The organism is Rhodococcus sp. 320_ES (assembly GCF_059691855.1).
Genome location: NZ_JCAWAG010000004.1, coordinates 100,082 through 126,378, shown reverse-complemented (window position 1 = coordinate 126,378; position 26,297 = coordinate 100,082). Strand labels below are relative to the sequence as shown.

Here is a 26,297-nt window from a genome sequence, read left to right as displayed (position 1 = left end):
GGGGGCCGGAGATCACTCACAGCCGCGAAGCGCCTCCACAATGTGTGCCCGCACCGTCTCCCACGCCGGCGATCGCGGGTCCGCCGGCTCCCCGTGCCCGACGCTCGGGATGATCTGCACGGTGGCTGGATCGCCGAGCCGGGTCGCAGCCGCCACGTAGTTCAGGCTCTGACGCACCGACACGGTCCTGTCCTCCTCCCCGTGAAAAGCCTTCAGCGGCAATCCGATCGGCAGATGGTCGATCGGGGAGGCGATGCGGTAGCGGTCGGGCACCTCGTTCGGTCCGCCGCCGAGCAGGCCGCGCAGGAACTGGTCCTTGCCGTTCGTCACCGCGAGCACCAGGTCGAACACGCCGGCCATCGTCGTCGCGCTGTGGATCCGCACCGAGGGGTTTGCGCCCGGTGCGTCCGCGCCCAGCGTGTGGCGTCCCGCCAGCCAGGCTGCGAGGTGGCCGCCCGCGGAGTGTCCGGCCACGTGTACGCGGCCGAGGTCGAGTCGTCCGCCGGAACGTGCCTGTATCAGGGTGGGGAGCGCCTCCGTCGCGGCGTCCACGTCGGCCAACGTCTCGGGCCACCCGCCGGTGCCGCCGACGCGTCGATACTCGATGTTCCACACCGCAATGCCGCTGCGCACCAACGACTGTGCCAACACGCCCGTGTATCCGAGGTCGTACTTCTGGAGCCATCCGCCGCCGTGGATCATCACCACCACAGGGAGGACGGACCCGGTGAACGGCAGGTAGAGGTCGCCGAACTGTGACGGGTCCGCTCCGTACCGCACCCGGAGCGGAAAGCGGACGTCGGCATCGGCGGCAACGCCCAGCCCGACGACGGCACCGAGTGCTGCAGCCCCGAATGCTCGGCGGCTCAACATGTCACGAGGAGATCCTGGCCCGCGCTCTCACCTCGTCGGCGGTCACCGAGTGCAGCGCATCGAGGTATGCCACCGCGAAACTGCCGGGCGCCGACGTCTGCTCGGCGGCACGGTCGGCGGCGACCGCGACGTGGACGTGCGCCGCCACCGCCCCGATCAACGGGGTCGGCGCGACGGCCAGGTAGGCGGCCATGAGCGCACCGAGCGAGCATCCGGTGCCGGTGACCTTGGTGAGCAGAGGGGTGCCGCCGGCGATCCGCACGAGCGCGTCGCCGCTCACCACGTGGTCGACGGGCCCGGAGGCGGACACGACATCTGCACGCGTGAGCAGTCCGCGGGCCGACTCGACCGCGTCGGCAGGGTCGGCCGAGCTGTCGACGCCGCGGCCGCCGGTGCCGAGCCCGTGCAGCCCGATCACCTCGGAGGCGTTCCCGCGGATGGCGGTGGGATGGAAGTCGAGCAGCTCGCGGGCCACTTCGCCGCGCCACGGGAGGCCGCCGGCGCCGATGGGATCGAGCACCCAGGGAGTCGAAGATTCCTGCGCGGCGCGCGCGGAGGACAGGTAGGACTCGCGCAACGCCGGTTGCGGCGTTCCGAGGTTGATCAGCAGCCCGTCGGCGACGCCGGTGAAGAGAGCCGCTTCGTCGATGTTGTCCACCATGGCGGCGCTGGCACCGGCCGCCAGCAGGACGTTGGCCGTGAATCCCGCGGTCACGTAGTTGGTGATGCAGTGCACGAGGGGGGTTCGCGCCCGCAGGGCGAGGAGTGCCTCGGCGACGTCGTCGGAATGCGTCATGAAGAAAGTTCTACCGGGAATCGCGTACCAGGCAGGAGTCGGGTACGCTCATAGCTGCTGACTGGTCGTAGTTTTTGTGTGTTCGTGTTTCATGCACGCTCGCTGGGAACTTGTAGTTGCGAGCGCGCTTCTTGCTCCGAGGGAACTCGAAGTGGTCGCGTTCATTTCCGACCCGGGTTCCACACGGTGTGGTTCCCGATAGTTCAGCTTGTAGTAGGGAGCACATCATGACTCAGGGAACCGTCAAGTGGTTCAACGCCGAAAAGGGCTTCGGCTTCATCGCGCAGGAAGAGGGACCGGACGTCTTCGTCCATTTCTCGGAGATCCAGGGAACTGGCTTCAAGAGCCTCGAAGAGAACCAGCGCGTCGAGTTCGAGGTCACCTCGGGCGCCAAGGGTCCTCAGGCCAGCGGAGTTCGCGCAATCTGATCGACCGCTAGCACCACAACTTTTCTCCACCAAGGGTCGTCTGCCTTCACGGCAGGCGGCCCTTGTGTCGTTCGGCGGTACGCATTCGGACGGACAAGGTAGCGTTCGGCACAACAAACGAGTGAAATCGGAGTACGCCTTGACAATTCTGTCGCGCAAAACCGTCGTGTCCAGCGTTGCCTCGCTCGGGGTCGTCGCCCTCGCCGCAGGCTGTGGTTCTGCACCGGACGATTCCGGCAGTTCCGCCTCCGGAGACGTAGGTGATTTCAAGCCCTGCATGATCTCCGATACCGGTGGGTTCGACGACAAGTCGTTCAACCAGCTCGGATTCGAAGGGCTCCAGGAGGCGTCGCAGACTCTCGGCGTCGAGCCCATCACGGTGCAGTCGAACTCGCCGACCGACTACGACCCCAACCTCAACAACCTCGTCGACCAGGGCTGCAAGCTCATCGTCACCGTCGGCTTCAACCTTGCGGACGCCACCAAGGCCTCGGCCGAGGCGAACCCCGACGTCGAGTACGCCATCATCGACGACTCGTCCATCGACGCTCCCAACGTCAAGCCCCTGACGTACGACACGGCGCAGTCCGCGTTCCTCGCCGGCTACGCCGCCGCGAGCTACAGCAAGACCGGCGTCGTCGGCACGTTCGGCGGCAGCCAGTTCCCCACGGTCACCATCTTCATGGATGGTTTCGCCGACGGCGTGAACTACTTCAACCAGCAGAAGTCCAAGTCCGTGCGCGTCATCGGGTGGGACGTCGCGGCGCAGAACGGCTCGTTCACCGGCGGGTTCGAAGCCAACGAGGTCGCGAAGAACACCGCGCAGGGCCTCATCGACCAGAACGCCGACGTGATCTTCCCGGTCGGCGGTCCGATCTATCAGTCTGCGGCACAGGCGATTCGCGACGCGGGACGTCCGATCGCCCTCATCGGCGCGGACGCCGACGTCTTCGAATCCGACCCCAGCGTCGGCGACTTGCTTCTCACCTCGGTGACCAAGGGTCTGAAGGAAGGCACCAACGAGGTCGTCACGTCCGCCGGTCAGGGCAACTTCGACAACACCCCCTACGTCGGCACGCTCTCGAACAACGGAGTCGGCATCGCGCCGTTCCACGACTTCGCCTCCAAGATCGATCCGGCGCTGCAGGGTGAGCTCGACACGGTCAAGGCGGGCATCGTCGACGGCAGCATCACCGTGACCTCTCCTTCGTCACCCAAGTAGTTCATGAATCTCGAACTCCGCGGCATCACCAAGCGTTTCGGCGCTCTGGTGGCCAACGATCACATCGATCTGTCCGTGCGCGAAGGCGAAATCCACTGCCTGCTCGGGGAGAACGGTGCGGGCAAGTCGACGTTGATGAACGTCCTCAGCGGCCTGTATCGGGCCGACGAGGGCGAGATTCTGCTCGACGGCGAGAAGGTCACGTTCGCCGGACCGGGCGAGGCGATGAACGCCGGAATCGGCATGGTGCATCAGCACTTCATGCTCATTCCGGTGTTCACGGTGGCCGAGAACATCATCCTCGGAAACGAGAAGACCGGCGTCGGAGGTCGACTCGACCTCGGAGCGGCCCGGGAGTTGGTGCGAGAGATCTCGGCGCGCTTCGGTTTCGACGTCGACCCCGATGCGCTGGTCGACGACCTGCCCGTCGGCGTCCAGCAGCGTGTCGAGATCATCAAGGCACTCTCCCGCGAGGCCAAGGTCCTGGTGTTCGACGAGCCGACGGCCGTGCTCACCCCACAGGAGACCGACGAGCTGATGGTGATCATGCGCCAGCTCGCCGAGTCGGGAACGGCCATCGTCTTCATCACGCACAAGCTGCGCGAGGTGCGTGAGGTCGCCGATCGCATCACCGTCGTCCGGCTCGGCAAGGTGGTCGGCGAAGCGGAACCGACGGCGTCGAACATCGAACTCGCGTCGCTCATGGTCGGGCGCAGCGTCGAGCTCACCGTCGCGAAAGAGCCTGCGACGCCCGGTGATCCGGCACTCGTGGTGGATTCCCTGACGGTGTACACCCCGTCGGGAGCGGTGGCGGTCGACGACGTCAGCTTCGAGGTGCGACGCGGCGAGATCCTCGCCATCGCGGGGGTGCAGGGCAACGGTCAGACCGAACTCGCGGAAGCGCTTCTCGGGCTGAGGCCGGGGTCGACGGGATCGATCACACTCGACGGCAAGTCGCTGCTCGACTCCGACGTGCGATCGGTGCTCGACGCCGGCGTCGGGTTCGTACCCGATGACCGCACGAAGGACGGGTTGGTCGCCGAGTTCACGATCGCGGAGAACCTGATGCTCGACCGCAGCGTCGGCGGTCCGTTCGTCGGCCGCGGCACACTCCGGCGCGGCGTTCTCCGAAAGTTCGCACAGGAGAAGGTGACCGAGTTCGACGTGCGCACGCAGAGCGTCGACGAGCACGTCGGTCGGCTCTCCGGCGGCAACCAGCAGAAGGTCGTTCTCGCCCGCGAGCTCAGCCGCGATCTGCGACTGCTCGTCGCGGCGCAACCCACCCGCGGCATCGACGTCGGATCCATCGAATTCGTCCACAAGCGCATCGTGGCGACCCGCGACGCGGGCACACCGGTGATCGTCGTGTCGACCGAACTCGACGAGGTCGCCGCCCTCGCCGACCGGATCGCGGTGATGTATCGAGGAAAGATCGTCGGCATCGTCGACGGTGACGCAACGCGAGAAGAGTTGGGACTGTTGATGGCCGGCGATTCTGGCAGCAAGGACACAGCCTCGTGACCGCGCCGGCCAAAACCAAGGACGAGAAGAAGCGGCCCACCGAGAACTCGGTGATCCGCGAGATCATGAGCGGCAGCATCGTCATGTCGGTGCTCGCCGTCCTGATGGCGCTCGTCATCGGCGCGGTGCTCATCGCCGCCACCAACAAGGACGTGCAGACCTCCGCCGGGTACTTCTTCTCCCGTCCGCTCGACACGGTCCGGGCCATCTGGGACTCGGTGTTCGGTGCCTACTCGGCGCTGTTCCAGGGCGCGATCTACAACTTCCGGCGCCCCGGATTCGCCAACGGAATCAGGCCTCTCACCGAGACCTTGACGTTCGCGACGCCGTTGATCGCCGCCGGACTCGGTGTGGCACTGGCCTTCCGTGTCGGCATGTTCAACATCGGCGGCCGTGGCCAGATGCTGATCGCCGCGGCGTGCGCGGGATACGTCGGCTTCACCTACCAGCTTCCCGCCGGCATCCACCTGCTGTTCGCGGTGCTGGCCGGCGTCGTCGGCGGCGCTGTCTGGGGCGGCATCGCCGGACTGCTGAAGGCACGCACCGGCGCGCACGAGGTGATCGTCACGATCATGCTCAATTACGTTGCGTTCTATCTGGTCTCGTATCTGCTGCGCACGCCGGGTGCACTGCAGGCGCCCGGCTCCAACAATCCCAAGACGCCGGCGATGGCGTCGACCGCGGTCTTCCCGGATCTGTTCGGCAGCCGCTACAACCTGCACCTCGGCTTCATCGTGGTCATCGTCGCGACGGTGGCCGTGTGGTGGCTGCTCGAACGCTCGGCTCTCGGGTTCCGCTTCCGGGTGGTGGGGGAGAACCCCAATGCTGCACGCGTGGCGGGCATTCGCGTCAACAGTGTGTACGTCTACGCAATGCTGATCTCCGGCGCACTCGTCGGACTGGCCGGTGTGTCCCAGGTTCTCGGCACCGTCACCACCGGCTTCGGCGCCGACATCGACGCCGGGATCGGGTTCGACGCCATCACCGTCGCCCTGCTCGGTCGGTCGAAGCCGTGGGGAGTGTTCGCCGCCGGTGTGCTCTTCGGTGCGTTCAAGGCCGGCGGATTCTCGATGCAGGCGGCCGAGGGTGTGCCCATCGACATCGTGCTCGTCGTGCAGTCGGTGATCGTGCTGTTCATCGCCGCGCCGCCGTTGGTGCGCGCAGTGTTCCGACTACCCAAGCCGCGCGGGAAGGTGGCCGCATGACCACCCTTGCGTCCGGTCCCGTCGTCGGCAGCGCCACCGCCACCCGGTGGAAGATCCCCGGCGCCCTCGTGGTGTTCGCGCTCGTCGGCCTCGTGGTGTTCGCGCTCAACGCGGAATCCGGCACCAGCACGTTCGGCATCGCGAGCGAGACGGACTTCTTCCGTATCGGTGACCTCGGCGTCCCCACCGTCGCCACCGGGTACGTCGTGGCCGTTCTCCTTCTGGCGATCGCCGCGTTCGCAGTGGTTCGCGCCGTGGGGCATCGCAGCACGCCACTGTGGTTGGTGGCGCTCTTCGCCGTGCTCTTCGTGTTCGGGTTCCTCACCTGGGCGGCCGTCGGCGAAACCATCCCCGTGCCGGGCCTGCTGATCGGCACGGTGGCCCTGAGCACGCCGCTGATCTTCGGTGCGCTCGGCGGAGTGGTGTCCGAACGCGTCGGTGTCGTGAACATCGCCATCGAGGGGCAGCTCCTCGCCGGCGCGTTCGTCAGCGCGGTCACGGCGACGATCACCGGGTCGGCCATCGCGGGACTGGTGGCGGCTCTCGTCGCCGGCGGTCTCGTCGCGAGTCTGCTCGCCGTCTTCTCGATTCGGTACTTCGTCAACCAGGTCATCGTGGGCGTGGTGCTCAACGTGCTCGTGGTCGGTCTGACCAGCTTCCTGTACTCGCAGATCCTGGTTCCGAACGCCGCGACGTTCAACACCCCGCCGCGCTTCGAGCGCATCGAGATTCCGATCCTGAGTCAGATCCCCGTCATCGGTCCTGTTCTGTTCCGCCAGACCGTCATCGAGTACCTGATGTACATCGCGGTGGGTCTGGTCTTCTTCGGGCTCTTCCGTACGCGCTGGGGGCTTCGGCTCCGCGCGGTCGGTGAGCACCCGCAGGCGGCGGACACCGTCGGGATCAACGTCCGGCGCACCCGGTTCTGGAACGTGTGCCTCGCCGGCGCCATCGCCGGTCTGGGCGGCGCCTACTTCACGCTCGGATCGGTCGGGGCGTTCGGCAAGGAGATGACCGCCGGCGCCGGCTACATTGCGCTGGCCGCGGTCATCTTCGGGCGCTGGGATCCCATCCGCGCCACGCTCGCCGCATTGCTCTTCGGCTTCGCGTCGAACCTGCAGAACGTTCTGGGCATCATCGGTTCGCCGGTGCCGAGCGAGTTCATGCTGATGCTGCCGTACGTCGTGACGATCTTCGCGGTCGCCGGGCTCGTCGGCAGAGTGCGTGGCCCGGCGGCATCGGGCAAACCGTACGAACCGTAGAGGTGCTCCGCCCCCCTGTGCGTGAATTAGTGCCCTGTATGGGCGGAAATCGCGCACGGGTGGTCAACGCGCCTCCCCCCGTTCACCTCCCGGCAACCCGAGGGTCGGTCACGGCCGCAAACATCGAGCCATGACGCTCAATCCGCACGGAGAAATTGTCGCCACCGGGGTCCCCGAAAACCTCGCCGCCGACATGACCATGGCCGAGCAGCACGACTGGCACCGCGGGTTCCTCCGTCGCCACCCGGTGTCCCGACGCAACTTCCTGATCGGGTCCGCGGCCGCGGCCGCCGCGGTGGGCGTCGGCAACGCGTCGTGGTCCCGCATCGCGTACGCGCAGGACGCGCCCCTGGCCGTGGGCGGCCGGCACACCTCGTTCGGGGCGGATCCGTCGTCGCAGCTCCGCTTCTCCGCGCAGCTCTCCCGCAACCCCGGCCCGACGGGCATCTTCCTCGATCACGGCCCGACCCCGGCACTGGGCGCGACGACGTCCGCCGAGGTACGCAACCTGATCAGCCAGGTACCGCAGACGGGTGGAGGAATCCTCGGAGCGGAGCAGTACTACGTGCACGTACCGGTCGACGGCCTCACCCCCCGGACTCCCCACTTCTACCGGTGGCGCACCCTCGACGGCTACGTCAGCGACGTCCGCAGCGTCACCACCGCGCTGCCCGCCGGACGCCTCGCGCCGTTCCGGTTCACGATGATGGGCGATCAGGGTGTCGACGAAACCCCCACGCAGCCTCCGGGTTTGAAGCCGGGCGACTACGACGACCTCTACTACAAGCCCGACAACGACCCGTCCGTCAAGCACGCCGCGAACATCGTCCGGCAGATCGGGTTGTCCCGCCCCGACTTTCACATCCTCGCCGGCGACATCGCGTACGCCGACCCCTCCGGCGCCGGCAAGCCGCCCCAGTTCGCGCCCAGCGGGGTCACCCCGCCGACGGGCTTCGACAAGTACAACCCGTACGTGTGGGACGGGTACCTCGCCGCGATCGAATCCAGCGCGTCCGTCGCGCCGTGGCTCTTCGCGACGGGCAACCACGACATGGAAGCCCTGTACGACCCACACGGATACGGCGGCCACGCAGCACGATTGGACCAACCGGACAACGGCCCCGCCCAGTGCCCGTCCGTGTACTCCGTCGTCTACGGCAACGTCGCGGTGCTCTCGCTCGACGCCAACGACGTCTCCTACGAGATCAAGGCCAACACCGGCTACAGCGGCGGCGCCCAGACCTCCTGGGTCGAGAGCACTCTCGCGCGCTTCCGCAAGGACCCGAACATCGATTTCATCGTCTGCTTCTTCCACCACTGCGCGTACTCCACCACCGATTCGCACGCCAGCGACGGCGGAGTCCGCGACGCGTGGGCCGCACTGTTCGACCGCTACGAAGTCGACATCGTGCTCCAGGCCCACAACCACGTCTTCGAGCGCAGCGATCCGATCCGAGCGGGCAAGCCCACGCGCGCCGCGGGCGATCGGTCGATCGTGAAGGGCAAGGCCGACGGCACCGTTTACTACACCGTCGGCGGCGGTGGGCGCCCCCGCTACGGGTTCCAGCCGAACGAAGCCGAGAGCTACCGCGGCAACGTGGTCGCCGACAACTCGGTCCCGAACAGCTACGTGTGGACTCCGGACGGTGAGAAGCAGGCCGAAGCCGTCGGGTGGTCGCGGGTTCGGTTCCGCAACTACTCGTTCGTCCGCATCGACGTCACTCCGGGCATCGCGGGCATCACGCCCAGTGCCATGACCGTCGCCGCGGTCGACGAATACGGTCGCGAATTCGACACGGTCACCTACCAGCGCGACATCGGCATGGGCTCCCTCTTCGGCTCCTGATTCACCGCCGCCATACCGGGGTATTCGAGAGACCGTCTCTTGAAAGGAGCCACACATGTCGAAAGTTGCCATCATCGGCGGCCACGGGAAGATCGCGCTGAAGCTTGCGAAGATCCTCACCGACGGCGGTCACGAGGTCACGTCCCTGATCCGTAACCCCGACCAGGAGAAGGACATCACCGATGTCCGCGCGACACCGCTGGTCGCGGACGTCGAGAACATGTCCACCGAGGAGATCACCGCGGCGCTCACCGGCAACGACGTCGTCGTGTTCTCGGCCGGCGCGGGCGGCGGCAACCCCGATCGCACCTACGCCGTGGACCGCGACGCCGCCAAGCGGTCGATCGACGCCACCGCGGCAGCGGGCATCGAGCGCTTCCTGCTCGTCTCCTACTTCGGGGCGAGCCTCGATCATGGTGTCGACAAGGACAACTCGTTCTACGCGTATGCCGAAGCGAAGGCAGAAGCCGACGACTACCTGAGGAAGAGTGCGCTCGCCTGGACCATCGTCGCGCCCGCATCTCTGACGGACGACCCAGGAACCGGCAAGATCCGCACCAAGGAGCAGGGTGCCGACGGCGGAAGTGTCAGTCGCGACGACGTGGCCACCGTGATCGCCGAGGCCATCGACAAGATGAACACCACCGGAAAGATGATCGAGTTCGTCGAAGGTGACACACCGATCGCCGAGGCGCTCGCGCCGTAGGTTTTTTCGGCTCCGACTTTTTCGCCGGTCACTGGAACCGTTCGTCGCTCCCGCGAGTCCAAGTCTCTGACAGCCGCGGTGACGCGACGAAAGTTATCGACTCGGGGGAGACGTCCGGTGCCAGAACTCACGATCACGGTCGACGAGGTAGCCGCCACCGGCCGCCTCGTCGCCGACACCGCGCAATTCCTCGACGACGGTCTGTCCACGCTCGGCCGCGAGATCGACGACCTGTCGACGACGTGGCGCGGCCAGGCGGCCGATGCTTATGCGGCGGCATGGGCCGAGGTGCGAGCCGGTGCGCACGAGATTCTGGCCGCGCTCGGATCGCTGGGCGAGTCGCTCGAAGTCGTCGCCGACAGCACAACCGACACCGAAGCGTCGACGGCTCGATCGATTTCTTCGCTGCGCGGGATCGTCTGATGTCCGCCTACTCCGTTGACCTCGACCGCATCGACGGGGCCGTCGCCTCCCTCGAATCGTTCGAGAGCCGCCTCGCAGACGAACTGTCGGCACTGACGGCGCACACGGAGCGTCTGCGTCAGGCGTGGTCCGGCTCGTCGTCCGACGCCTTCGTGCATGCCCATCGAGAATGGAGCGAGGGCGCTTCGCGGATGATCGCCGGTCTCGGCCGCATGCGCGACGCCGCCCATCTTGCGCGCACGAGTTACCGCTCGGCCGTTGCCGCCAACGTCGCGATGTTCCGGTAACGCCATGTCGCCGAACGATGTTCTCGACGTCGACTCCGTCACCTACGCTCGCGCCTCGACGGCCTGCGACGTGGCAGCCGACGCTCTGTACGCCGCTCTGACCGAACTGCGGACGGCACTGGACGGGTTGGGGTCCATGGCCGGAAGTGATGCGGGCGGCCGTGATTGGGGCAGTGGATACGACGACGCCGTCCGGTCGTTGTTCGCCGGAACCCACGCCACCGTCGCCGCGTTGACGAACTACGGAACCCTCCTCGCTCGCGCGGCCGCCAATCACGAAGCGGCAGAGACAGATGCGGCCCGCCTACCTCGCCCCCACGAGAGAGACCCGCAGGCGACCTTTCGCCCACCGGTGACGGTTCCGATGTCGGCGGTCGGAGACTCCGGCCCCGGACTGCAGGGCGCGATCGATCTGGCGTCGGCCGTGGGGGTGCCGTGCCCGAACGGCGACGTCGACAAGCTCACGCGCGCGTCGTCCGCCTGGACGACGTTCGCGCGCACGGTCGCCGAGGTGCGCGTCGGGGTGCTCGACGCGTCGGGAAACATGTTCGGCTCCATCATGTCTCCGGAAATCGGCAGCATCTACCGCGAACTGCGGCTGATCGCCGATGCGTGCGATCGGTTGCGCGCGGACGCGGATGTCCTGGCGACGTCGTGTCGTGACTTCGCGACCGAGCTGGGTGAACTTCGCGCCCGGATCAAGTCGTTGATCGAGGACTTCGCCATCGAAGAAGCGGCGTCCATCGCGGTCGGTATCGGGCTGGCCGCCCTCACCGCCGGACTGTCGGCTGCGGCCGGCGCGGCCATCGCGGCCGGACGATTCACGATGACCGCGAATCGAGTTCGGCGCATCATCGACGACGTTCGCGAAGCGCTGGGTCTGCACCGATTGACGGATCGGGCCATGTCCTCGCGCCGGTCGATGGACGATCTCACCGATATCGCCGACCGGCCCGAGGTCGATCTGGACGGCGCCGTGATCCCGAAACCGCCGACACTCGACCGGATTCCGGAACAGCGGTGGGGTGATCCCGCATCGCTCGACGATCATTTCGCCCGGCACGGCAACGACTTCGGGGCGCGGTCCCCGGAGGAGTATGCGCGAATGGCCACCGAGTTCTTCGAGCGCGACGACCTTCCTCGAAAGGTGACCCCGGACGGGACCATCCGAATCTATGATCCGTCCACGAACACGTTCGGCGCCTACAACGCGGACGGCACCACGAAGACGTTCTTCACCCCCGGTTCCGGAGCGGACTACTGGGAACGGCAACCAGGAAGTGCCCCACGATGACCCATGTATGCCCGGTGTGCGACTACCCGTACCTGAAGGAGGAGCCCCGCACCGAGGACGGCGGCTCGTACGAGATCTGTCCGCGGTGCGGATTCCAGTTCGGCGTCACCGACGACGATCTGGGATTCACCTACGCGCAATGGCGTGACAAGGGAGGCTGGGCCACCTGAGCCCTGCCGTAAAGTCCACCGAATGGTCGACATCCGAGTTCTCGAGTCCGAAGCGGATCTGATCGCCGCCGCGAAGGTGTTCCGAACCGCCATGGTCGGTCTCGAACCGGCGCCGCCGTACAGCCCGGGGCAGATTCGGACCGTGCGAGAGCCGGGCCGCACGCTCGCCGTGTTCGACGGTGACGACGTCGTCGGATCGGTCGACGGGTTCTCCGGCGACATGACCGTTCCCGGTGGAGCGCGGTTGCCGCATCATGCCGTCACCCGCGTCGGCGTGCTGCCGACGCACACCCGCCGCGGCATCGTCTCGGGGCTGCTGACACACCAACTGCGCGACGCCCGTGAGCGGGGCGAGGTGTTCACGTCCCTGCGTGCCTCCGAAGCCGTCATCTACGGCCGCTTCGGATACGCGGTCGCCAACCTCTCCCACACCGTCGAGGTCGCCACGGCGCGCGCCCGAATGCGCGAGTCGGTAGCCGGCGGTGGCTCGGTCGGCCTCGTCGACGTGGAGGCGTCCTGGGACGTTCTTCCTGGCGTCTACGACAACACGCCTTCGGTCCGGCCCGGTTCGATCGGTCGGCCCGCCCCGTGGTGGAACGCGCAGCGGCTGGGGTCCCAGCAGTCGACGGACCCGTCGTACGTTGCGGTGCAGGGAGATTCGGGCTTCGTCCGCTACCACGGAACCGGCGCCGACACCTGGTTCACCGGTGACCACCGGACGGTGATCGTCGACGACTTCTGGGCTCCCACCACCGAGTCCTACATCGGCCTCGTCCGATTCCTGCTCTCGCTCGACCTCGTCACCCGCTTCGTGTTCACCGCGATGCCGGTCGACGATCCGTTGCCGCAGATGCTGATCGACCAGCGTGCGGTGCGCGTGACGAAGTCGCGGGACGAGACGTGGCTGCGCATTCTGGACGTGCCGCGGGCGTTGTCGTCGCGCACCTACCGCGGGGCCGGAGCGGTGACGATCGCTGTCGTCGACCCTGTGCTGCAAGAGAATTCGGGCACGTTCCGCATTTCGGCGGAGGGTGCCGAGTCGGTGACGTCCGAGCCGGACCTGACGGTGGACGTCACCTCGCTCGCCGCGACGTATCTCGGCGGGACGGCGTGGCACCAGCTGGCAGTGGCCGGGGCGGTGGAGTTCTCGGACCGTTCGGCGATCGAGCGTGCCGACGCCCTGTTCTCGTCGCACCTCGCCCCGCACTGCGGCACGGACTTCTGAATCGGGGATCGTTGCTGTGATCAAAATGTTCGCGACCGACCTCGACGGCACCCTGCTGCGATCGGATCGCACCATTTCGGCGAACACTGCTCGCGCCATGGCCGCCGCCACGCAGGCGGGTATCGAGGTGGTGTGGGCGACGGCGCGGGCGCGCCACTCGGTGCACGAATTCGCTCAGGCCAGCGGGTTTCGCGGAACCGCCCTCTGCGCCAACGGTGCGGTCGTCCTCGATCTGGCGGACGGCACGCCGCAGATCATCGGAACGTATCCGATCAGTCTGCCCGTGGCTGCCGACGCCATCGACGCTGTGCGGCAACTGGTTCCGGGCGTCACCTTCGCCACCGTCGGGCCGACCCGCTTCATCGCCGAGTCGCAGTACGCGGCGCTGTCGGTGTTCAGCGACCACCACCGCGACCCCGCCACGATGGCTGGGATGGGTCCGCTCGGTGAGGAGGTCGTCAAGATCGTCGCCCGGCACGCGGACGTCGCGGCGCCGGAGCTGTATCGGATCCTGGCCGAGGGGACCGTTCCCGGCGTCGAACTGACGCATTCCGGAGCGCCGTACGTCGAGATGTCGGCGCTCGGGATCACGAAGGCCAGCGCTCTGCAGATGCATTCGATGCGGTGGTCGCTGCGGCGCAAGGAGGTCGCTGCCGCGGGCGACGCGCGCAACGACATCCCGATGCTCCGCTGGGCGGGTACTGCGCTGTGTCCGGCGAACGCCATTCCCGAGGTCGTCGCCCTGTGCGACCGGGTGCTGCCCGGCAACGACGAGGAAGGCGTGGCGACCTACCTGGACGAGCTGGCCCACCTGGCGCGCGAGTAAGGGTAACCTTCGCTACATGGACACAGCAGTGAGCGCCGGCCCCCGCGGATTTCAAGGAGCCGTGCTCAAGCTCATGCGGGCCTCGGACGTCGTTCTCACTGTCACCGGCCGAACCGACGTGGGCCCGCACTACCTGCGCCTTTCCTTCGACGCGGGCGGACTGTTCGAGCACCACGATCCACACCCGACGATGTGGCTACGGCTGTGGTTCCCCGCCGACAAGCCGCATCAGCGCGCGTACACGGTGGTGAATCCGAATGTCGACGCCGGGACGCTCGACCTCGAGTTCGCCCTGCACGACGGGCTCGCCGCCGACTGGGCCCGCTCGGCGCAGGTGGGGGACACCATCAGCGCGACGTTGCTGGGTTCGAAGTACGACCTGCCTCCGACGCGTCCCGCCGGGTACGTCGTCGTCGGTGACGTCGCGTCGCTGCCCGCGATCAATTCACTGCTCGGCAGCATCGGCGACGCCCCGGCGAGGGTATTTCTCGAGTGGACGCACGAGACGGACCGAGACCTGCCGGTGGCGGCGCCCGTGACCTGGGTGGAGCGTCGAGGTGAGGGCGCGGGGATCGTCGAGGCCGTTACGGCGGCGGCGTTCGATGCGCCCGGTCATCACGCCTGGGTCGCGTGCGACACCAAGACCACCCGTGCGATCGCGGCGGTGCTGAAGTCGAACTACAAGATTCCGAAGAAGTCGATCAAGGCGCAGGGGTACTGGATTCCGTAGGGGCTCCGCCCTCTGTGCGCGAATTAGTGCCCTGGGGGGCACTGATTCGCGCACAGCCGCGGCCCGCGGCCAGCGCCCACACTCCCATCGCGATCACCGCCAGCACCTCCACGACCACCAGCACCCGCTCGACCCACCCGAGCGTGATCAGTCGGTACCAGGGTGTGCCCGTCACCAGAGACCCGACGATCGAGTAGATCAACGGTGTGAACGCCACCGCCGCCAGAACTCCGAGGCCGAAGGTCCAGCGTGCGAACCGGCCCCACACCTCGTCCCGCCTCCAGCGTCGGCTCAGCAGGATGGCGGCGATCGGGAGGGCAACGAACGCAACGACACTCGCCAGTCGGTGTATGTCACCGCCGATGCTGCGCGGCAGGGACCAGTCCTGCTTCGGCACCGCCACCACGACGATCAGCCCGATGGACCACAGCCACAGCGCAATCGACGCGCCGGATCGCCACGACGTGATGCCTCGACGGACGAGAGGTGCAAGTACGAGAACGGATCCGACGGCCAGGGCGAGAACACCGAGGTTGAACACCCACCGGTCCGGCCCGAGCCCGTACTGACTGATGGTGCGCCGCAGCTCGTCCGCGGATGTCAGTGCATTACGCAGGTCGAGTCCGCCCACCAGCACGACGGCGGCGGCCAGGGCGGCCATGCCCGTCGCGGCGGTCACGGTGCTTCGCTGAGCGGCAGAAGTCATGCCACCCGACGATAGCGACTATCCGCGGTAGGTGCGGGCCGCCGTCGTCGACAGCAGGGCCAGGATCGCAAAGCCCATGAGCCCGTTGACCACCGCGGCGCCGACGGCTTCGACGATGGCGCCGGCCGCGAGGAACGGCAGCACGATGATCGCCACGGTGATGAGGCCGACGATCCAGCTGAAGAAGGTGTTCGGCGAAGGAACCGCCTGAAACAGCAGCAGAAGGAGCGCTCCGGCGAGGAGTGCGGCGAGCGCGCCGTACACGCCGGCGAGCCAGGGGTCGTCCGCGCCGTAGATCCACGCGACGTTGGTGCCGGTGCGCTGGTAGATCGCCTGCACGATCAGCGTCGACACCCACCCGGCCACGAACGCCACGATCGCGGTGGCCACGACGCCGCCGACGAACGGTCCGACGTCGAACTTCGGCGCCCCCACCGGCGGCTTGCCGGGCTGGCCCGGCTGCGTTGCGTAGGCGCGGGTCCTATCGTCCCCGTAGCCGTACCCGTCCGGTTCGCGTGGATAGCGATCGCTCATGGTGTGAATCCTAGGCGGCTGCGCCTCCCGTGCGTGATTTCCGGCCCTCCAGGGCATGAATTCGCGCACAGCAAAGTTGCTAACTTTCTTGATAATCACACTGTTAAGCTTTTCTGGTGCACCTCGAGGACGACCCGATAGCCGCGAAGCTCCGCGCCGTCGTCTCTCTGAGCCAGCGGATGTCTACGAACATGGCCGGCCATCTCGGCGTGAACGCCACCGATCTGGCCGCCATGGAGCACCTGATCACGGACGGCCCGCTGACCTCGAGTGAACTGGCCGGGCGCCTCGCGGTCACCACGGCCGCGAGCACCCACATCGTCGACCGCCTCGAAAATGCAGGGCACGTCTCGCGTCGACGTCACCCCACCGACCGCCGCAAGATGATGGTGACCCCCGCCGAGAAATCTATCGACGCTGCATTCGCGCACATGGCGCCGATGCTCACCGGGCTCCAGCGCGTCATTTCGGACCTGACCGACGACGAGCGTGCCGCTGTCGAGCACTTCCTCGCCCGCGTCGTCGACGTCTTCACCTCCGCCACTACCGAAAGCGAGGACTCATGAGTCCGAAAACCGTGCTGATATCCGGTGCCAGCGTCGCCGGACCCACCCTCGCCTATTGGCTCGCGCGCAATGGCATCACCACGACCGTGATCGAGCGCTTCCCCGAACTGCGCTCGGGCGGCCAGAGTGTCGACCTGCGCGGCGCGGGCCGCACCGTCGCGCAGCGGATGGGCATCGAAGACGCCGTCCGCAAGGCGGGAACCGGCGAAACCGGACTGCAATTCGTCGACGATCACGGACAAGTCAAGGCGCAGTTCGGGTCCGACGCCATGGGCGGGGAAGGTCCGACCGCGGAGCTCGAAATCCTTCGCGGCGACCTGGGCAAGATCCTGTTCGACCGCACACGAGAGCGCACCGAATACATCTTCGGTGATCAGATCACCGGCATCGACGACGACGGCCACCGTGTACGAGTGTCGTTCCAGCGCAGTCCCGATCGCGACTTCGACATCGTCGTCCTCGCCGAAGGGTTGCGCTCGCGGACGCGCTCGATGGTGTTCGGCAACGAAGTGAGCATCCGCGACCTCGGCATGTACACCACGTACTTCACCATTCCGCGCACGGAATCCGACACGCAGTGGGCGCAGTGGAACAACGCACCCGGCAGCCGATCGGTGCTGCTCCGCCCGGACAAGGTCGGAACCACACGCGCCGCCCTGTCCTTCATGACCGATCCCCGCGGGTACGAGGATCTGCCCGCCAACGAGCAGAAAGAGGTTCTGCGACAGACGTTCTCGGACGCACCGTTCGCCGCTCGCGCGCTCGACGGGTTGGCCGACTCACCTGACTTCTACTTCGAATCACTGGGCCAGGTGAGGATGTCTCGGTGGTCGAAGGGACGCGTCGTCCTGCTCGGCGACGCCGGATACTGCGCGTCCCCGATCAGCGGAATGGGAACGTCGCTGGCGATGGTCGGCGGTTACGTTCTCGCGGGGGAGATTGCGTCGCACGACGATCACCGCGACGCCTTCGCCTCCTACGAGTCCATCCTCCGGCCCTACGTCGAGCAGGCTCAGAAGTTGGCTCCGGGTGCGCCGAGGATCGCCAATCCCAAGACCAAACTCGGTGTGAAAACGATGAATACGGTCCTCGGAATCGCGTCACGGATCAAGATCACGTCGCTGTTCGGGAAGTTCGCCTCGCCGCCGTCCGACAAGATCGACCTTCCGAACTACGCGGTCCCCATCACGTAGCTTGTCACCAGCGAGGTGACTGCGGCGTCCGTCGCCGGAGTCACCGTCGCCGGGTCCGTCCCGGTGAGCAGGTACCGACCGTCCTTGTCGACGTCGATCCAGGTGAATCCGCCGGTGATCGTGTCGATGCAGCAGTCGGCGCGTGTCGACGTCCCCACCAGCAATTCGCCTCCGCCGCTGCGCTTTCGCTGGAGAAGCCGCGTGAGTCGCGTCCGGTCGTCGTTCGAGTTGTTCATTCGAGCGGTGGACGCGGTGACCGTGCCGCTACGCTCCGTCCCGGGGTTCATCGGCGGCAAGGTGATACGCGAGACAAGTTCCGTCGACGTCACCAGCTCCACCGCGATCTCATCAGCGTGCTGCACCGCCACGACTGCATGCGAACCCGATGTGGCCGCGTGCAACAGCGCCCCCGGACGACCATCGACGAAACCGCATGTCTGCACGCGTAAGTCGGCATTCGCCAGGGTTATGAGGGCGGTTGCCAGTCCGTCGTCGATCGTCCGGGTGGCCGCAGCCCGTTGCCTCTCGAGCTCGTCGGCGGTCGCGGCGTCGGCCCGCCAGGTGAAGGGAAACGGAAGCCGGTCCCGCCTCATCGCGGACCACGCGACCACGAACTCCAGTGCAGTGAAACGCCATTCGGTCGTCGTGATCATCCGATCACCGGCGGCGCAACCAGTGGAAGGTCGCCTACCAGTTCGTCACCGTTGTCGACGGTGACGAGGTACCCCGGAGTGTTGTGCTCACCGTCGTGATCACCACCGGACCGTCCGCCGCCGGGCATCATCCCGCCCGCGCCGTACATACCGCGTGCGGATCCCCCTCCGTCCATTCGGCCACTCGGGTTCTGCAGGACGTTCGCATTCGACGCACCGTTCGGTGCGCCGGGACCGGCGCCTGCGCCGAAGGGAGCGCGAACCGAGCCGCCGCCGCCTGCACCGCCACCGCCCACTCCACCGCCGCCTGCCGCTGTCCCCGCACCGGAGCCCGATCGACGGCCTCCGCCGGGTGCCCAACTCGCGGCGTGGGTGTCCGCGGGCGCCGTGGACGTCGTCGACGGGACGGGCGACCCCGGGGTTCCCGTCATCGAGGCGGGCGACGGCTGCTGTGGTGCAGCCAGCTGGGCCCCGGCCTGGGCGGGTGCGGTTGTGGACGCGGCCGTGGTGTCCGCCGGATGCGCCGGGGCGACGTCGGTCGAGCTTCCCACAAACTGGGCGCCGCCGGGGCTGACCCCGGTGAATCCTGTTGGCGCGTAACCACCTCCAGACGGCGCGGCCGACGTGGGGAACGTCCCCGCTCCGCTTCCCGTTGGATCGAAGGGAGGGGGCAACTGCGGCACGCCGGTGTCGGACTGCACGACGACGGGGGAGTAGACGGTGTTCATCACCTGGACGGCCTGCTGGTGACTCGCGTCCGCTTCGGCCTTGGCGGCGACAAGGTTTCCCACAGTCGCGAGTGGGAAGCCCGTCGCCATTCGTGCGTAGTCGGTGAACGTGAACGATTGTGGCGGAGGCACTTGCAGCTTGGTCTGCTCGAATCCCGTGTACGACTCCTCCAACTTGTTCGCGACCACGTTCAGGATCTCGACGAGACGGTGGGACTCTTCGGCGTACTGCCGCACGGCAGCCTTGGCGCCCGAGGCCGCCGCCCCGGTCCATTCGGTATTCAGGATCGGGTCGATCTGCGCCCACAGCGCGTCGACCACCGAGGTCAGCTGTTCGTGTGCGCCCCTCCACATCTGGGCGCTGCTCAACACGTCGCCCGGCTGCAGGTTCTGGACGTGGAAGAAGATCTCTTCGTGGGTGTATGCGTCGAACGCCTCCGGCCGCACCACCGGCGGCAGCATCGAGACGGACCCGATCTGGGCGATCGCGGCATCGGTGTTGGCGTAGATGGCGTCACGCTGTTCGTTGCCTGCGTTCTGCGCGGCTTCGGACGCTCGCTCGGCGTCGGAATCGTGACCTGTGAGGGTGTCGCCGATTTCCTCGGCGACCTCTCCGACCTGCGACAGAAATGACACGTGGATCCCCCCGGATTTCTTTACCTATTTGATCGAGCTGCTGAGCAGAGCGGTATTGCTGCCCTCGGTCGCCTGATAGCCCTCGCCTGCTTTGACGAACGCCTCACGAAGACGCTGGATGACGTCGATGTGTTGCTGGATGACCTGTTCGAACGACTGATTTCCTCCGGCGGCGAGGTCGAAGAACTTCTTGCCGAGGGCTTGGCCGGAGGGGAGGGTGCCGAAGGATTCGACCTTGACGAGGTACCGGCTACTTCGCCGGATCCGATCGAGTTCACCCAGGTAGTGATCACAAGCGTCGGCGCATGTCTTGGCGCTGTCCGGTGATAGTTGCAACTCGTTGTATTGCGTCATCGTTCCTCAGGTCCGGCTCTGATCAGGTGGGCAGGTCTGCGTCGAGTGCGTTCGCAGCTTTCGTTGCCAGTTCGCAGGTGTCTCCACTCGTTGTTGCCGTCCCCTTCGTGTCGATCCTGATGAAGATCACCCCTCGACTTGTCGGGAATGCCACGTCGCACGCTTGACGTGCTGGGTCACTCGAATCGAGGTAAGCGATCGAATTCCTGCTACCGACGACGGCGCCCCGCGGTTCCAGGCCCTGCGGATTCTGCTTGACCTCGTCGAATGTCAAAGTGGTCGACAAGACACCGAGAAAGTACCAACCACCGTCCCAGCTGCACACGTTCCAATCTGGGTGATCCTGTCCGAAGATGCCCGGATCCTTCGTCCCCGGATCCGCCCCCGCCGCCGCTATGGCCTCGTCCGGAATGGTGCACGGATCGAACTGCGCATCCCCGAGCGGCGCCGCCGTCGGCGACCCGGCTACCGCATCCGACCCGCACCCAGCCGCGACGACGACAGCAGCGCACGCCACCGTTACTCGCATTGATCTGGCCACCGTCGACACCTCCCACCTGACTATTGAGACGCAGCCGACGGCGTTCCGGTTCCATCCGATCTCGATCCGCGCCGCGGCGCCCCGATTGTGCAGGATTTGTCCCGGTTACCGAGACAAATCGTGCAGTACTGACGGCGACCCATGGCCATATGGCAGACCGCCCCGCAACGGGCAGACGCTGCAGCGTCCGCCAAACCCCCAGTAAACCCCCAACTGCCAAAACCAGCCACCGCACCACCCCCGGTACCCTCGACCCAGTGAGACGCCTGATCGTCCTGCTGGTTCTGCTGATCCTGTTCGGCGTCCCGTGGTGGACCTTGTTCTTCTGGGGATCGAACTGGCCGACGGCCGTCCAGGTCGCAGGCACCGTCGCCACCCTGGTCGTAGCCGGCGCCCTCCTGGTCGGAATGCGTCTCGGACACTTTCAGCACAAGGACTGGGCAGCGCGGATCGGCGACACACTGCTGGGCCTCGTGTGGATCCTGTTCGTGTGCTCGGTGCTGAGTCTTGTTCTGCGCCTTGCCCTTTTCTCCGTCGACGACCCCACTCGTTCGCGAATAGTCGCCGTCGCTCTGGCCGCGGTCACCATCGTCTTGGCCCTGTGGGGCCACTACGAAGCCATGCGCGTCCCCCGCGTGAAGAGCCAGTTGGTCGAGATCGACGGACTCCGGGAACAGCTCAGGGTCGTCCTGATCACCGACACCCACTATGGCCCCATCGACCGCGAGAAGTGGTCGCGCAGAACGATCGACAAGGTCAACACGCTCGACGCCGACGTGGTCTGTCACGTCGGAGACATCGCGGACGGATCGGTCGACACGAGGCGACGCCAAGCGGCGCCGCTACGAGAGGTCAGAGCCAAACACGCCCGCGTCTACGTCACCGGCAACCACGAGTACTTCGGCGAAGCGCAGGAATGGTTGGACCACATGACGAGTCTCGGCTGGGATTCGTTGCACAACCGGCACATCACCATCGAGAACACCCTCGTCATCGCCGGAGTCGACGACCGCACCGCGAAGGGGCCGGGCCACGGACCGGACCTGGACAAGGCGCTCGACGGCGCGGATTCGAACCTGCCTGTCTTCCTCCTCGCTCACCAACCCAAGCAAATCGCGCAGGCAGTGGGCAAAGTCGACCTCCAGGTGTCGGGCCACACCCACGGAGGACAGATCTGGCCCTTCAACTTTCTGGTCCGTCTCGATCAGCCCGTCGTCCACGGCCTGAGCCGGCACGGCGAGAGAACTCAGCTCTACACCAGCCGCGGATCCGGCTTCTGGGGGCCGCCGTTCCGCGTTTTCGCGCCGAGCGAGATCACCCTTCTGACGCTGCGCTCCCCGCGATATTGACCAGCCACGACGTCCCGAACTTGTCGGTGAGCATGCCGAACGTGTCGCCCCACGGCGCCTTGTTCAGGCCCATCGTGTACTGCGCGCCGTCGGCCAATTTGTCCCAGTAGCCGGTCAATTCGGCTTCGTCGTCGCCACTGAGCGACACCGAGTAGGTGTTGCCGGGCATGAATTCCATGCTGGACGGAACGTCGGCGCCCATCAACGTCATGCCGTTCGGCGCATCGAGCTGGCCGTGCATGATGTAGTCCTTCTCGGCCGGGTCCTCGCTCATCTGGTTCTCGCCGAACGTCGACAAGTTCAGTTCCCCGCCGAACACGGACCGATAGAACTCCATTGCCTCACGCGCTGTGCCGCGAAAGTTCAGGTACGGATTCAGTCGAGTGGTCATGGTCGTATTTTCACACGTCGTCGGGTTCGTCGACCGGGAATGCGTCCTCGATTCCGCTGAGAACTGCACGACGAAGCGGCTCCGGCACAGTGAGAACGTCACCGGCGACGAGCCACTTCTGATCGGCGAACGCGCGCAGTCGCTCGGACGCGAGCAACGCGACCTGCCGGTCGTCGGGTTCGAGTCCCTCGTACGATTCTTCGATCGGGTTGGGCGGCGGATCGGGAAGCATCGCGGCCAGAAGTGACTGTGCCGCAAGGGTGTCGACGACGCTGAGCATCGCTTCCTCGTCGACGTCGCTCATCAACTGCGCGGAGACGTAGTGCGCGACAGCGGTTCTGAGAACGCCGAGGTCCCCGCGTGTCCGGAACGCCTCGGACGACGGTCCGGCGGTGGCCTCGCCGTCGTCGATGGCGATGATTCCGGCCGCCGCCGCGGCGGCCAACTCCGCCAACTTCGGTGCGTCGTAGGCGGATTCGGTGTCGGAGCGCGCAATTCCCATCGCATCCGCAAGCTCGCGCAACGACGTGGGTGTGAGGTCGCGGCCATTGCCGACCCAGGTCAGCATGGTGTCGAGCGAGGTCATCACGGGAAGATCGCGCAAAGCCGCCAGCTCGTCCTCCGGAGCGATGTCGGGCAGCTCGACGTCCTCGGGGTCGAGCATCCCGGCGTCGCCGGTCACGAAGTCGGAGAAGTCGTCCATGCAGTGCGCGTAGTCCTCGTCGGACCCGGTCCACGAGTCGGTGTCGTCCAGGAACGTCAGATATGTCAACGAGCTCATGACGATCCGCAGCGCCGCCTCTTCGTTCTCCTCCACCAGACCGTCGGCGATGTCGAGAAGCACGTGCGCGTCGTCGGGCGTCCACCCGGTGGGGTCGAAGGCGGGGTTCGTGCGTCCCATCTGGGTCAGGGTCACGTCGAGCAGCTTCGCGATCTGTTCGGTGTCGGGCGCCAGGTCCGTCTCGCGGAGGTAATCGGAGAAGTCGTCGACCAGGTTCCGCTGGCTCCGCTGTGCCGCCGACGCGGTGGGGCCGGACATGAGTTTCCTCTGCCGAGCTTTGGTCTTCGCTGCGCGCCTCTGACCAGCGTTGCCGGGACGTTTCGATGCCATGGACACGAGCCTATCGGGGAGGCGACGTCCACCGTGCGTACTGCGCCCGCGCCACCCCCAGGACGGCCACGGCTTCCTCCCGGTCGACGCGAGCGAGCAGGTGGGCGCTGATGGAGAGCGACGCGAGCAGGCGGGCCTCGTCGGCCCGGTCGGGAGCTTCGGGATACGACCGGCGGAGGGCGACGGCCAGAGCCTCGGTCAGCTCTCGCCGATAGTCCTTGACCAGGGCGACGGTGGCGTCGTCGTGTGCTGCCTTCTCGGCGGCCGTGTTCACCAGGAAGCATCCGCGGCCCGCGATGGCGTCGGAGAGCTCGGCCAGGTACCCGTCGACGTCACCCGACTCGGTCAGTACACGCAACCGGGGCCTGATCACGCTGGTCAGGTAGTTCTGGACGGCCGCACCGAAGAGTCCGCGCTTGCTCTCGAACGAGTGGTAGAGGCTTGACCGGCTCAGGCCCGTGGCCTCTTCCAGGTCGGGAAGCGACGTGGCCTCGTAGCCCTGGTTCCAGAAGAGATCGCGTGCGGACGCGACGACGGCGTCCGTGTCGAAGGTCTTCGTCCTGCCCATCCGACCCCTCCTTTTCTGAACTGATCGATCCAGTATACGGTGGTCTCATGCGTAGCATTCAAATCCAACTCGTTTCCCGTCCCACCGGTTGGCCCACGGCCGACAACTTCCGTACCGTCGAGGTCGAGCTCCCCGAGCTCGAATCCGGCCAGGTCCGCGTGAAGAACGAATTCATCTCCGTCGATCCCTACATGCGCGGACGCATGAACGACGTTCGGTCCTACATCCCCCCGTTCGTTCTCGGCGAGACGATGACCGGCGGAGCCGTCGGTCGCGTCCTCGAATCGACGACGGAGGGAATCTCGGTCGGCGACGTCGTGTCCCATCAGTACGGCTGGCGTGACGTCGTCCAGGAAGACGGCAGCGGATTCCGTGTCGTGCAGGAGATTCCGGGCGTACCGCTCTCGGCCTACCTCGGAATTCTTGGAATGACCGCTCTCACTGCATATGTCGGGCTCCTCGACATCGCGGAGATGAAGGAGGGCGACGCGGTGTTCGTCTCCGGCGCCGCAGGAGCGGTCGGCAGCGCCGTCGGACAGATCGCGCGGCTCAAGGGCGCGTCTCGCGTGATCGGCTCCGCCGGATCGGCCGAGAAGGTCGAATTGCTCACCGGCAAATACGGTTTCGACGCCGCCTTCAACTACAAGGACGGTGCCGTGCGCAAGCAACTGGCGACCGCCGCACCCGACGGCATCGACGTGTACTTCGACAACGTCGGCGGAGATCACCTCGAGGCCGCACTGGCATCCTTCAACGACGGTGGCCGCGCAGCGCTCTGCGGTGCGATCTCCGTCTACAACAGCACCGAGACGCCGGCCGGGCCGAAGAACATGGCCAACATCATCTCTCGTGGATTGATGCTGAAGGGCTTCACCGTCGGTGGCTACTTCGACCGTATGCCGGCCTTCGCCGCGGAGATGTCGGAGTGGCTGAAGAACGGTGACGTGGTGTTCGACGAGACCGTCGTCGACGGAATCGACCACGCCGTCGATGCGTTCTTCGCGATGATGAAGGGCGAGAACACCGGCAAGATGGTCGTGCGCATCTAATCTGCGGCCCGTCTCACGCCGTCATGACGCTTCGAATCGAACGTGCACGTCGGCGTCGATAGTGATGTCTTCCGGTCTGACCGCGATCGAGTCTGCGCCCTTCGCCATCGCGGCCATTGCCCGCGGGGAGCCGGGCGGTGCGTCCATCAAGCCCGGGTCCGCCAAGGCAACGGGCCGAACTCCCGACAGCGACAGGCTCATCGCGTAGGCGGTCGCCTTGTCGACGGCGTCCGTCACCGCACGGTCTCTGACGTGGGCAAGGTGAGCCCGGCGGGACTCGTCGGTCAGCGTCCACTCGAACCGGCCGACCGTCACCGCGTCCAGGTCGACGATGCCGTCGACGAACGGCCCCACGAGGTCGAAGTCCGAAAACGTCGCGCGCACTTCGGTACTGGCGGTGTGCACATAGGGAAGCTGGGTGCCCGACTCGCTGTACGGACGATGACGCGATCGGTGAATCTGATCGACGAACCACTCGGTCACCCCGAGATCGGTGATGCGCCGCGTCAGGTCCGCGGTCTGTGCGCCCATCGTCGACGAGACGTCCGCTGCGACAGGACCGTCGACCTGAACCGTCAGATGAACAGTGCACCGCTCCGGCGGGTACGACGCCTCGTGCCGGCCGGAGACCGTGATTATCACCGTCACGAGCGCGCCCTCCACGCCGACCATGCTCCTGTGCACCACAAAGCCCAGGCGATCAGGACCGGCTGAAACAGCAGCCGGATCCCGCGCGCCCGATCGGTGTCGAGACCGAAAGCGTCTGTGTGGGTCAGGAATTGCGAGATGTTGCCGGGAAAGACGGCCACGAAGAACAGGGTGACGACCACCCCGACGACGACCCGCCACCGCGTCAGCAGAAGCAACGCGGCGCCGAGCACGATTTCGACGACCCCGGACGCGAGCACCACGAAGTCGGCGTCGAGTGGCACCCATGTCGGCACCTGCGCCTGGAACGTCTCCCGCGCGAAGGTCAGGTGTGCCGTCCCGGCGAACAGCAGGAATGCGCCCAGGACGACGCGCCCGACGATTTGCGGCACAGTCGATCGTGTGGCGGAGACGGTGGTCATAGGGTCACGCTACTGACCGAGCAAGAGGGAGCGT

At 66.6% G+C, this 26,297-nt stretch carries 31 protein-coding genes; 18 read left to right on the top strand and 13 right to left on the bottom strand.

The features are described from left to right. Positions 1-12: 12 nt before the first annotated feature. Positions 13-873: an alpha/beta hydrolase family protein gene (locus AC59JP_RS15130; RefSeq protein ID WP_497326631.1), complete on the bottom strand. Its 861-nt coding sequence runs from the start codon at positions 871-873 to the stop codon at positions 13-15. 1 nt (position 874) lies between these two features. Next, positions 875-1,669, bottom strand: coding sequence for a hydroxyethylthiazole kinase (gene thiM / locus AC59JP_RS15125; RefSeq protein ID WP_497326630.1), 795 nt, complete (start codon positions 1,667-1,669; stop codon positions 875-877). A gap of 227 nt (positions 1,670-1,896) precedes the next feature. On the opposite strand from thiM, the gene AC59JP_RS15120 reads away from it, so the two are divergent. The 14 genes from AC59JP_RS15120 (at position 1,897) to AC59JP_RS15055 (ending at position 14,814) form a co-directional block, all read left to right on the top strand. Further along, complete coding sequence (locus tag AC59JP_RS15120) at positions 1,897-2,097, top strand: cold-shock protein (protein ID WP_497326629.1); 201 nt, start codon at positions 1,897-1,899, stop codon at positions 2,095-2,097. A 139-nt stretch (positions 2,098-2,236) separates the two neighbouring features. Then, complete coding sequence (locus tag AC59JP_RS15115) at positions 2,237-3,319, top strand: BMP family lipoprotein (RefSeq protein ID WP_497326628.1); 1,083 nt, start codon at positions 2,237-2,239, stop codon at positions 3,317-3,319. Between the two features lie 3 nt (positions 3,320-3,322). Beyond that, the gene (locus tag AC59JP_RS15110; protein WP_497326627.1) at positions 3,323-4,840 is read left to right on the top strand and encodes an ABC transporter ATP-binding protein; all 1,518 of its coding nucleotides are present in this window, start codon (positions 3,323-3,325) and stop codon (positions 4,838-4,840) included. Beyond that, on the top strand, positions 4,837-6,045 hold the full coding sequence (locus AC59JP_RS15105; protein WP_497326626.1) for an ABC transporter permease: 1,209 nt from the start codon (positions 4,837-4,839) through the stop codon (positions 6,043-6,045). Before AC59JP_RS15110 ends, AC59JP_RS15105 begins: the two co-directional genes overlap by 4 nt. After that, positions 6,042-7,307, top strand: a complete 1,266-nt coding sequence (locus tag AC59JP_RS15100) for an ABC transporter permease (RefSeq protein WP_497326625.1) — start codon at positions 6,042-6,044, stop codon at positions 7,305-7,307. Before AC59JP_RS15105 ends, AC59JP_RS15100 begins: the two co-directional genes overlap by 4 nt. 130 nt (positions 7,308-7,437) lie before the next feature. Continuing rightward, a complete protein-coding gene (locus AC59JP_RS15095; protein WP_497326624.1) occupies positions 7,438-9,153 on the top strand; it encodes a metallophosphoesterase family protein in 1,716 nt (571 codons plus the stop codon). Positions 9,154-9,208: 55 nt separating this feature from the next. After that, entirely contained in the window at positions 9,209-9,859 is a 651-nt protein-coding gene (locus tag AC59JP_RS15090; protein ID WP_497326623.1) for an SDR family oxidoreductase, read from the top strand. Positions 9,860-9,976: 117 nt separating this feature from the next. Further along, positions 9,977-10,282 (top strand): WXG100 family type VII secretion target, encoded by a 306-nt coding sequence (locus AC59JP_RS15085; protein WP_497326622.1) that lies wholly within the window; start codon positions 9,977-9,979, stop codon positions 10,280-10,282. Next, positions 10,282-10,569, top strand: coding sequence for a WXG100 family type VII secretion target (locus AC59JP_RS15080; protein ID WP_497326621.1), 288 nt, complete (start codon positions 10,282-10,284; stop codon positions 10,567-10,569). Before AC59JP_RS15085 ends, AC59JP_RS15080 begins: the two co-directional genes overlap by 1 nt. 4 nt (positions 10,570-10,573) lie before the next feature. Further along, positions 10,574-11,863, top strand: a complete 1,290-nt coding sequence (locus AC59JP_RS15075; RefSeq protein ID WP_497326620.1) for a hypothetical protein — start codon at positions 10,574-10,576, stop codon at positions 11,861-11,863. Further along, positions 11,860-12,033 carry a hypothetical protein gene (locus AC59JP_RS15070; RefSeq protein WP_497326619.1) on the top strand — a complete coding sequence of 58 codons (174 nt, stop codon included), beginning with the start codon at positions 11,860-11,862 and terminating at the stop codon, positions 12,031-12,033. The genes AC59JP_RS15075 and AC59JP_RS15070 overlap by 4 nt, the downstream gene beginning before the upstream one ends. 22 nt (positions 12,034-12,055) lie before the next feature. Then, positions 12,056-13,258 (top strand): GNAT family N-acetyltransferase, encoded by a 1,203-nt coding sequence (locus tag AC59JP_RS15065; RefSeq protein ID WP_497326618.1) that lies wholly within the window; start codon positions 12,056-12,058, stop codon positions 13,256-13,258. A 25-nt stretch (positions 13,259-13,283) separates the two neighbouring features. Then, the gene (locus AC59JP_RS15060; RefSeq protein ID WP_497326617.1) at positions 13,284-14,084 is read left to right on the top strand and encodes an HAD family hydrolase; all 801 of its coding nucleotides are present in this window, start codon (positions 13,284-13,286) and stop codon (positions 14,082-14,084) included. Positions 14,085-14,100: 16 nt separating this feature from the next. After that, a complete protein-coding gene (locus AC59JP_RS15055) occupies positions 14,101-14,814 on the top strand; it encodes a siderophore-interacting protein (RefSeq protein WP_497326616.1) in 714 nt (237 codons plus the stop codon). Here AC59JP_RS15055 and AC59JP_RS15050 read toward each other — a convergent pair. After that, positions 14,786-15,520, bottom strand: coding sequence for a DUF998 domain-containing protein (locus AC59JP_RS15050; protein ID WP_497326615.1), 735 nt, complete (start codon positions 15,518-15,520; stop codon positions 14,786-14,788). The two genes, AC59JP_RS15055 and AC59JP_RS15050, sit on opposite strands and share 29 nt — an antisense overlap. An 18-nt stretch (positions 15,521-15,538) precedes the next feature. After that, the gene (locus AC59JP_RS15045) at positions 15,539-16,054 is read right to left on the bottom strand and encodes a hypothetical protein (protein WP_497326614.1); all 516 of its coding nucleotides are present in this window, start codon (positions 16,052-16,054) and stop codon (positions 15,539-15,541) included. Positions 16,055-16,170: 116 nt separating this feature from the next. On the opposite strand from AC59JP_RS15045, the gene AC59JP_RS15040 reads away from it, so the two are divergent. Continuing rightward, on the top strand, positions 16,171-16,620 hold the full coding sequence (locus AC59JP_RS15040) for a MarR family winged helix-turn-helix transcriptional regulator (protein WP_497326613.1): 450 nt from the start codon (positions 16,171-16,173) through the stop codon (positions 16,618-16,620). Next, positions 16,617-17,813 carry an FAD-dependent monooxygenase gene (locus AC59JP_RS15035; protein WP_497326612.1) on the top strand — a complete coding sequence of 399 codons (1,197 nt, stop codon included), beginning with the start codon at positions 16,617-16,619 and terminating at the stop codon, positions 17,811-17,813. Before AC59JP_RS15040 ends, AC59JP_RS15035 begins: the two co-directional genes overlap by 4 nt. On the opposite strand, the gene AC59JP_RS15030 is transcribed toward AC59JP_RS15035, so the two are convergent. The 4 genes from AC59JP_RS15030 to AC59JP_RS15015 are packed head-to-tail and all read right to left on the bottom strand — an operon-like array spanning position 17,792 to position 20,725. Then, positions 17,792-18,466 (bottom strand): ESX secretion-associated protein EspG, encoded by a 675-nt coding sequence (locus tag AC59JP_RS15030; RefSeq protein WP_497326611.1) that lies wholly within the window; start codon positions 18,464-18,466, stop codon positions 17,792-17,794. The two genes, AC59JP_RS15035 and AC59JP_RS15030, sit on opposite strands and share 22 nt — an antisense overlap. Beyond that, positions 18,463-19,830, bottom strand: a complete 1,368-nt coding sequence (locus AC59JP_RS15025; RefSeq protein ID WP_497326610.1) for a WXG100 family type VII secretion target — start codon at positions 19,828-19,830, stop codon at positions 18,463-18,465. Before AC59JP_RS15025 ends, AC59JP_RS15030 begins: the two co-directional genes overlap by 4 nt. 24 nt (positions 19,831-19,854) lie before the next feature. After that, positions 19,855-20,184: a hypothetical protein gene (locus AC59JP_RS15020; RefSeq protein ID WP_497326609.1), complete on the bottom strand. Its 330-nt coding sequence runs from the start codon at positions 20,182-20,184 to the stop codon at positions 19,855-19,857. A gap of 22 nt (positions 20,185-20,206) precedes the next feature. Further along, the gene (locus AC59JP_RS15015) at positions 20,207-20,725 is read right to left on the bottom strand and encodes a DUF3558 domain-containing protein (protein WP_497326608.1); all 519 of its coding nucleotides are present in this window, start codon (positions 20,723-20,725) and stop codon (positions 20,207-20,209) included. A 149-nt stretch (positions 20,726-20,874) separates the two neighbouring features. On the opposite strand from AC59JP_RS15015, the gene AC59JP_RS15010 reads away from it, so the two are divergent. Beyond that, positions 20,875-22,074, top strand: a complete 1,200-nt coding sequence (locus AC59JP_RS15010) for a metallophosphoesterase (RefSeq protein WP_497326607.1) — start codon at positions 20,875-20,877, stop codon at positions 22,072-22,074. Here the strand turns inward: AC59JP_RS15010 and AC59JP_RS15005 are convergent. From AC59JP_RS15005 to AC59JP_RS14995, 3 genes are read right to left on the bottom strand one after another with little or no spacing between them, the layout of a single operon-like run. Further along, positions 22,040-22,465, bottom strand: coding sequence for a VOC family protein (locus AC59JP_RS15005; protein ID WP_497326605.1), 426 nt, complete (start codon positions 22,463-22,465; stop codon positions 22,040-22,042). The two genes, AC59JP_RS15010 and AC59JP_RS15005, sit on opposite strands and share 35 nt — an antisense overlap. A 10-nt stretch (positions 22,466-22,475) precedes the next feature. Then, entirely contained in the window at positions 22,476-23,576 is a 1,101-nt protein-coding gene (locus AC59JP_RS15000) for a hypothetical protein (protein ID WP_497326604.1), read from the bottom strand. A gap of 10 nt (positions 23,577-23,586) precedes the next feature. Further along, complete coding sequence (locus tag AC59JP_RS14995; protein WP_497326603.1) at positions 23,587-24,144, bottom strand: TetR/AcrR family transcriptional regulator; 558 nt, start codon at positions 24,142-24,144, stop codon at positions 23,587-23,589. A 47-nt stretch (positions 24,145-24,191) separates the two neighbouring features. On the opposite strand from AC59JP_RS14995, the gene AC59JP_RS14990 reads away from it, so the two are divergent. Continuing rightward, the gene (locus AC59JP_RS14990; protein WP_497326602.1) at positions 24,192-25,193 is read left to right on the top strand and encodes an NADP-dependent oxidoreductase; all 1,002 of its coding nucleotides are present in this window, start codon (positions 24,192-24,194) and stop codon (positions 25,191-25,193) included. Positions 25,194-25,214: 21 nt separating this feature from the next. Here AC59JP_RS14990 and AC59JP_RS14985 read toward each other — a convergent pair whose 3' ends face one another. Further along, a complete protein-coding gene (locus AC59JP_RS14985; RefSeq protein ID WP_497326601.1) occupies positions 25,215-25,841 on the bottom strand; it encodes an SIMPL domain-containing protein in 627 nt (208 codons plus the stop codon). Beyond that, a complete protein-coding gene (locus tag AC59JP_RS14980; RefSeq protein ID WP_497326600.1) occupies positions 25,838-26,263 on the bottom strand; it encodes a DoxX family protein in 426 nt (141 codons plus the stop codon). Before AC59JP_RS14980 ends, AC59JP_RS14985 begins: the two co-directional genes overlap by 4 nt. Positions 26,264-26,297 lie beyond the last annotated feature (34 nt).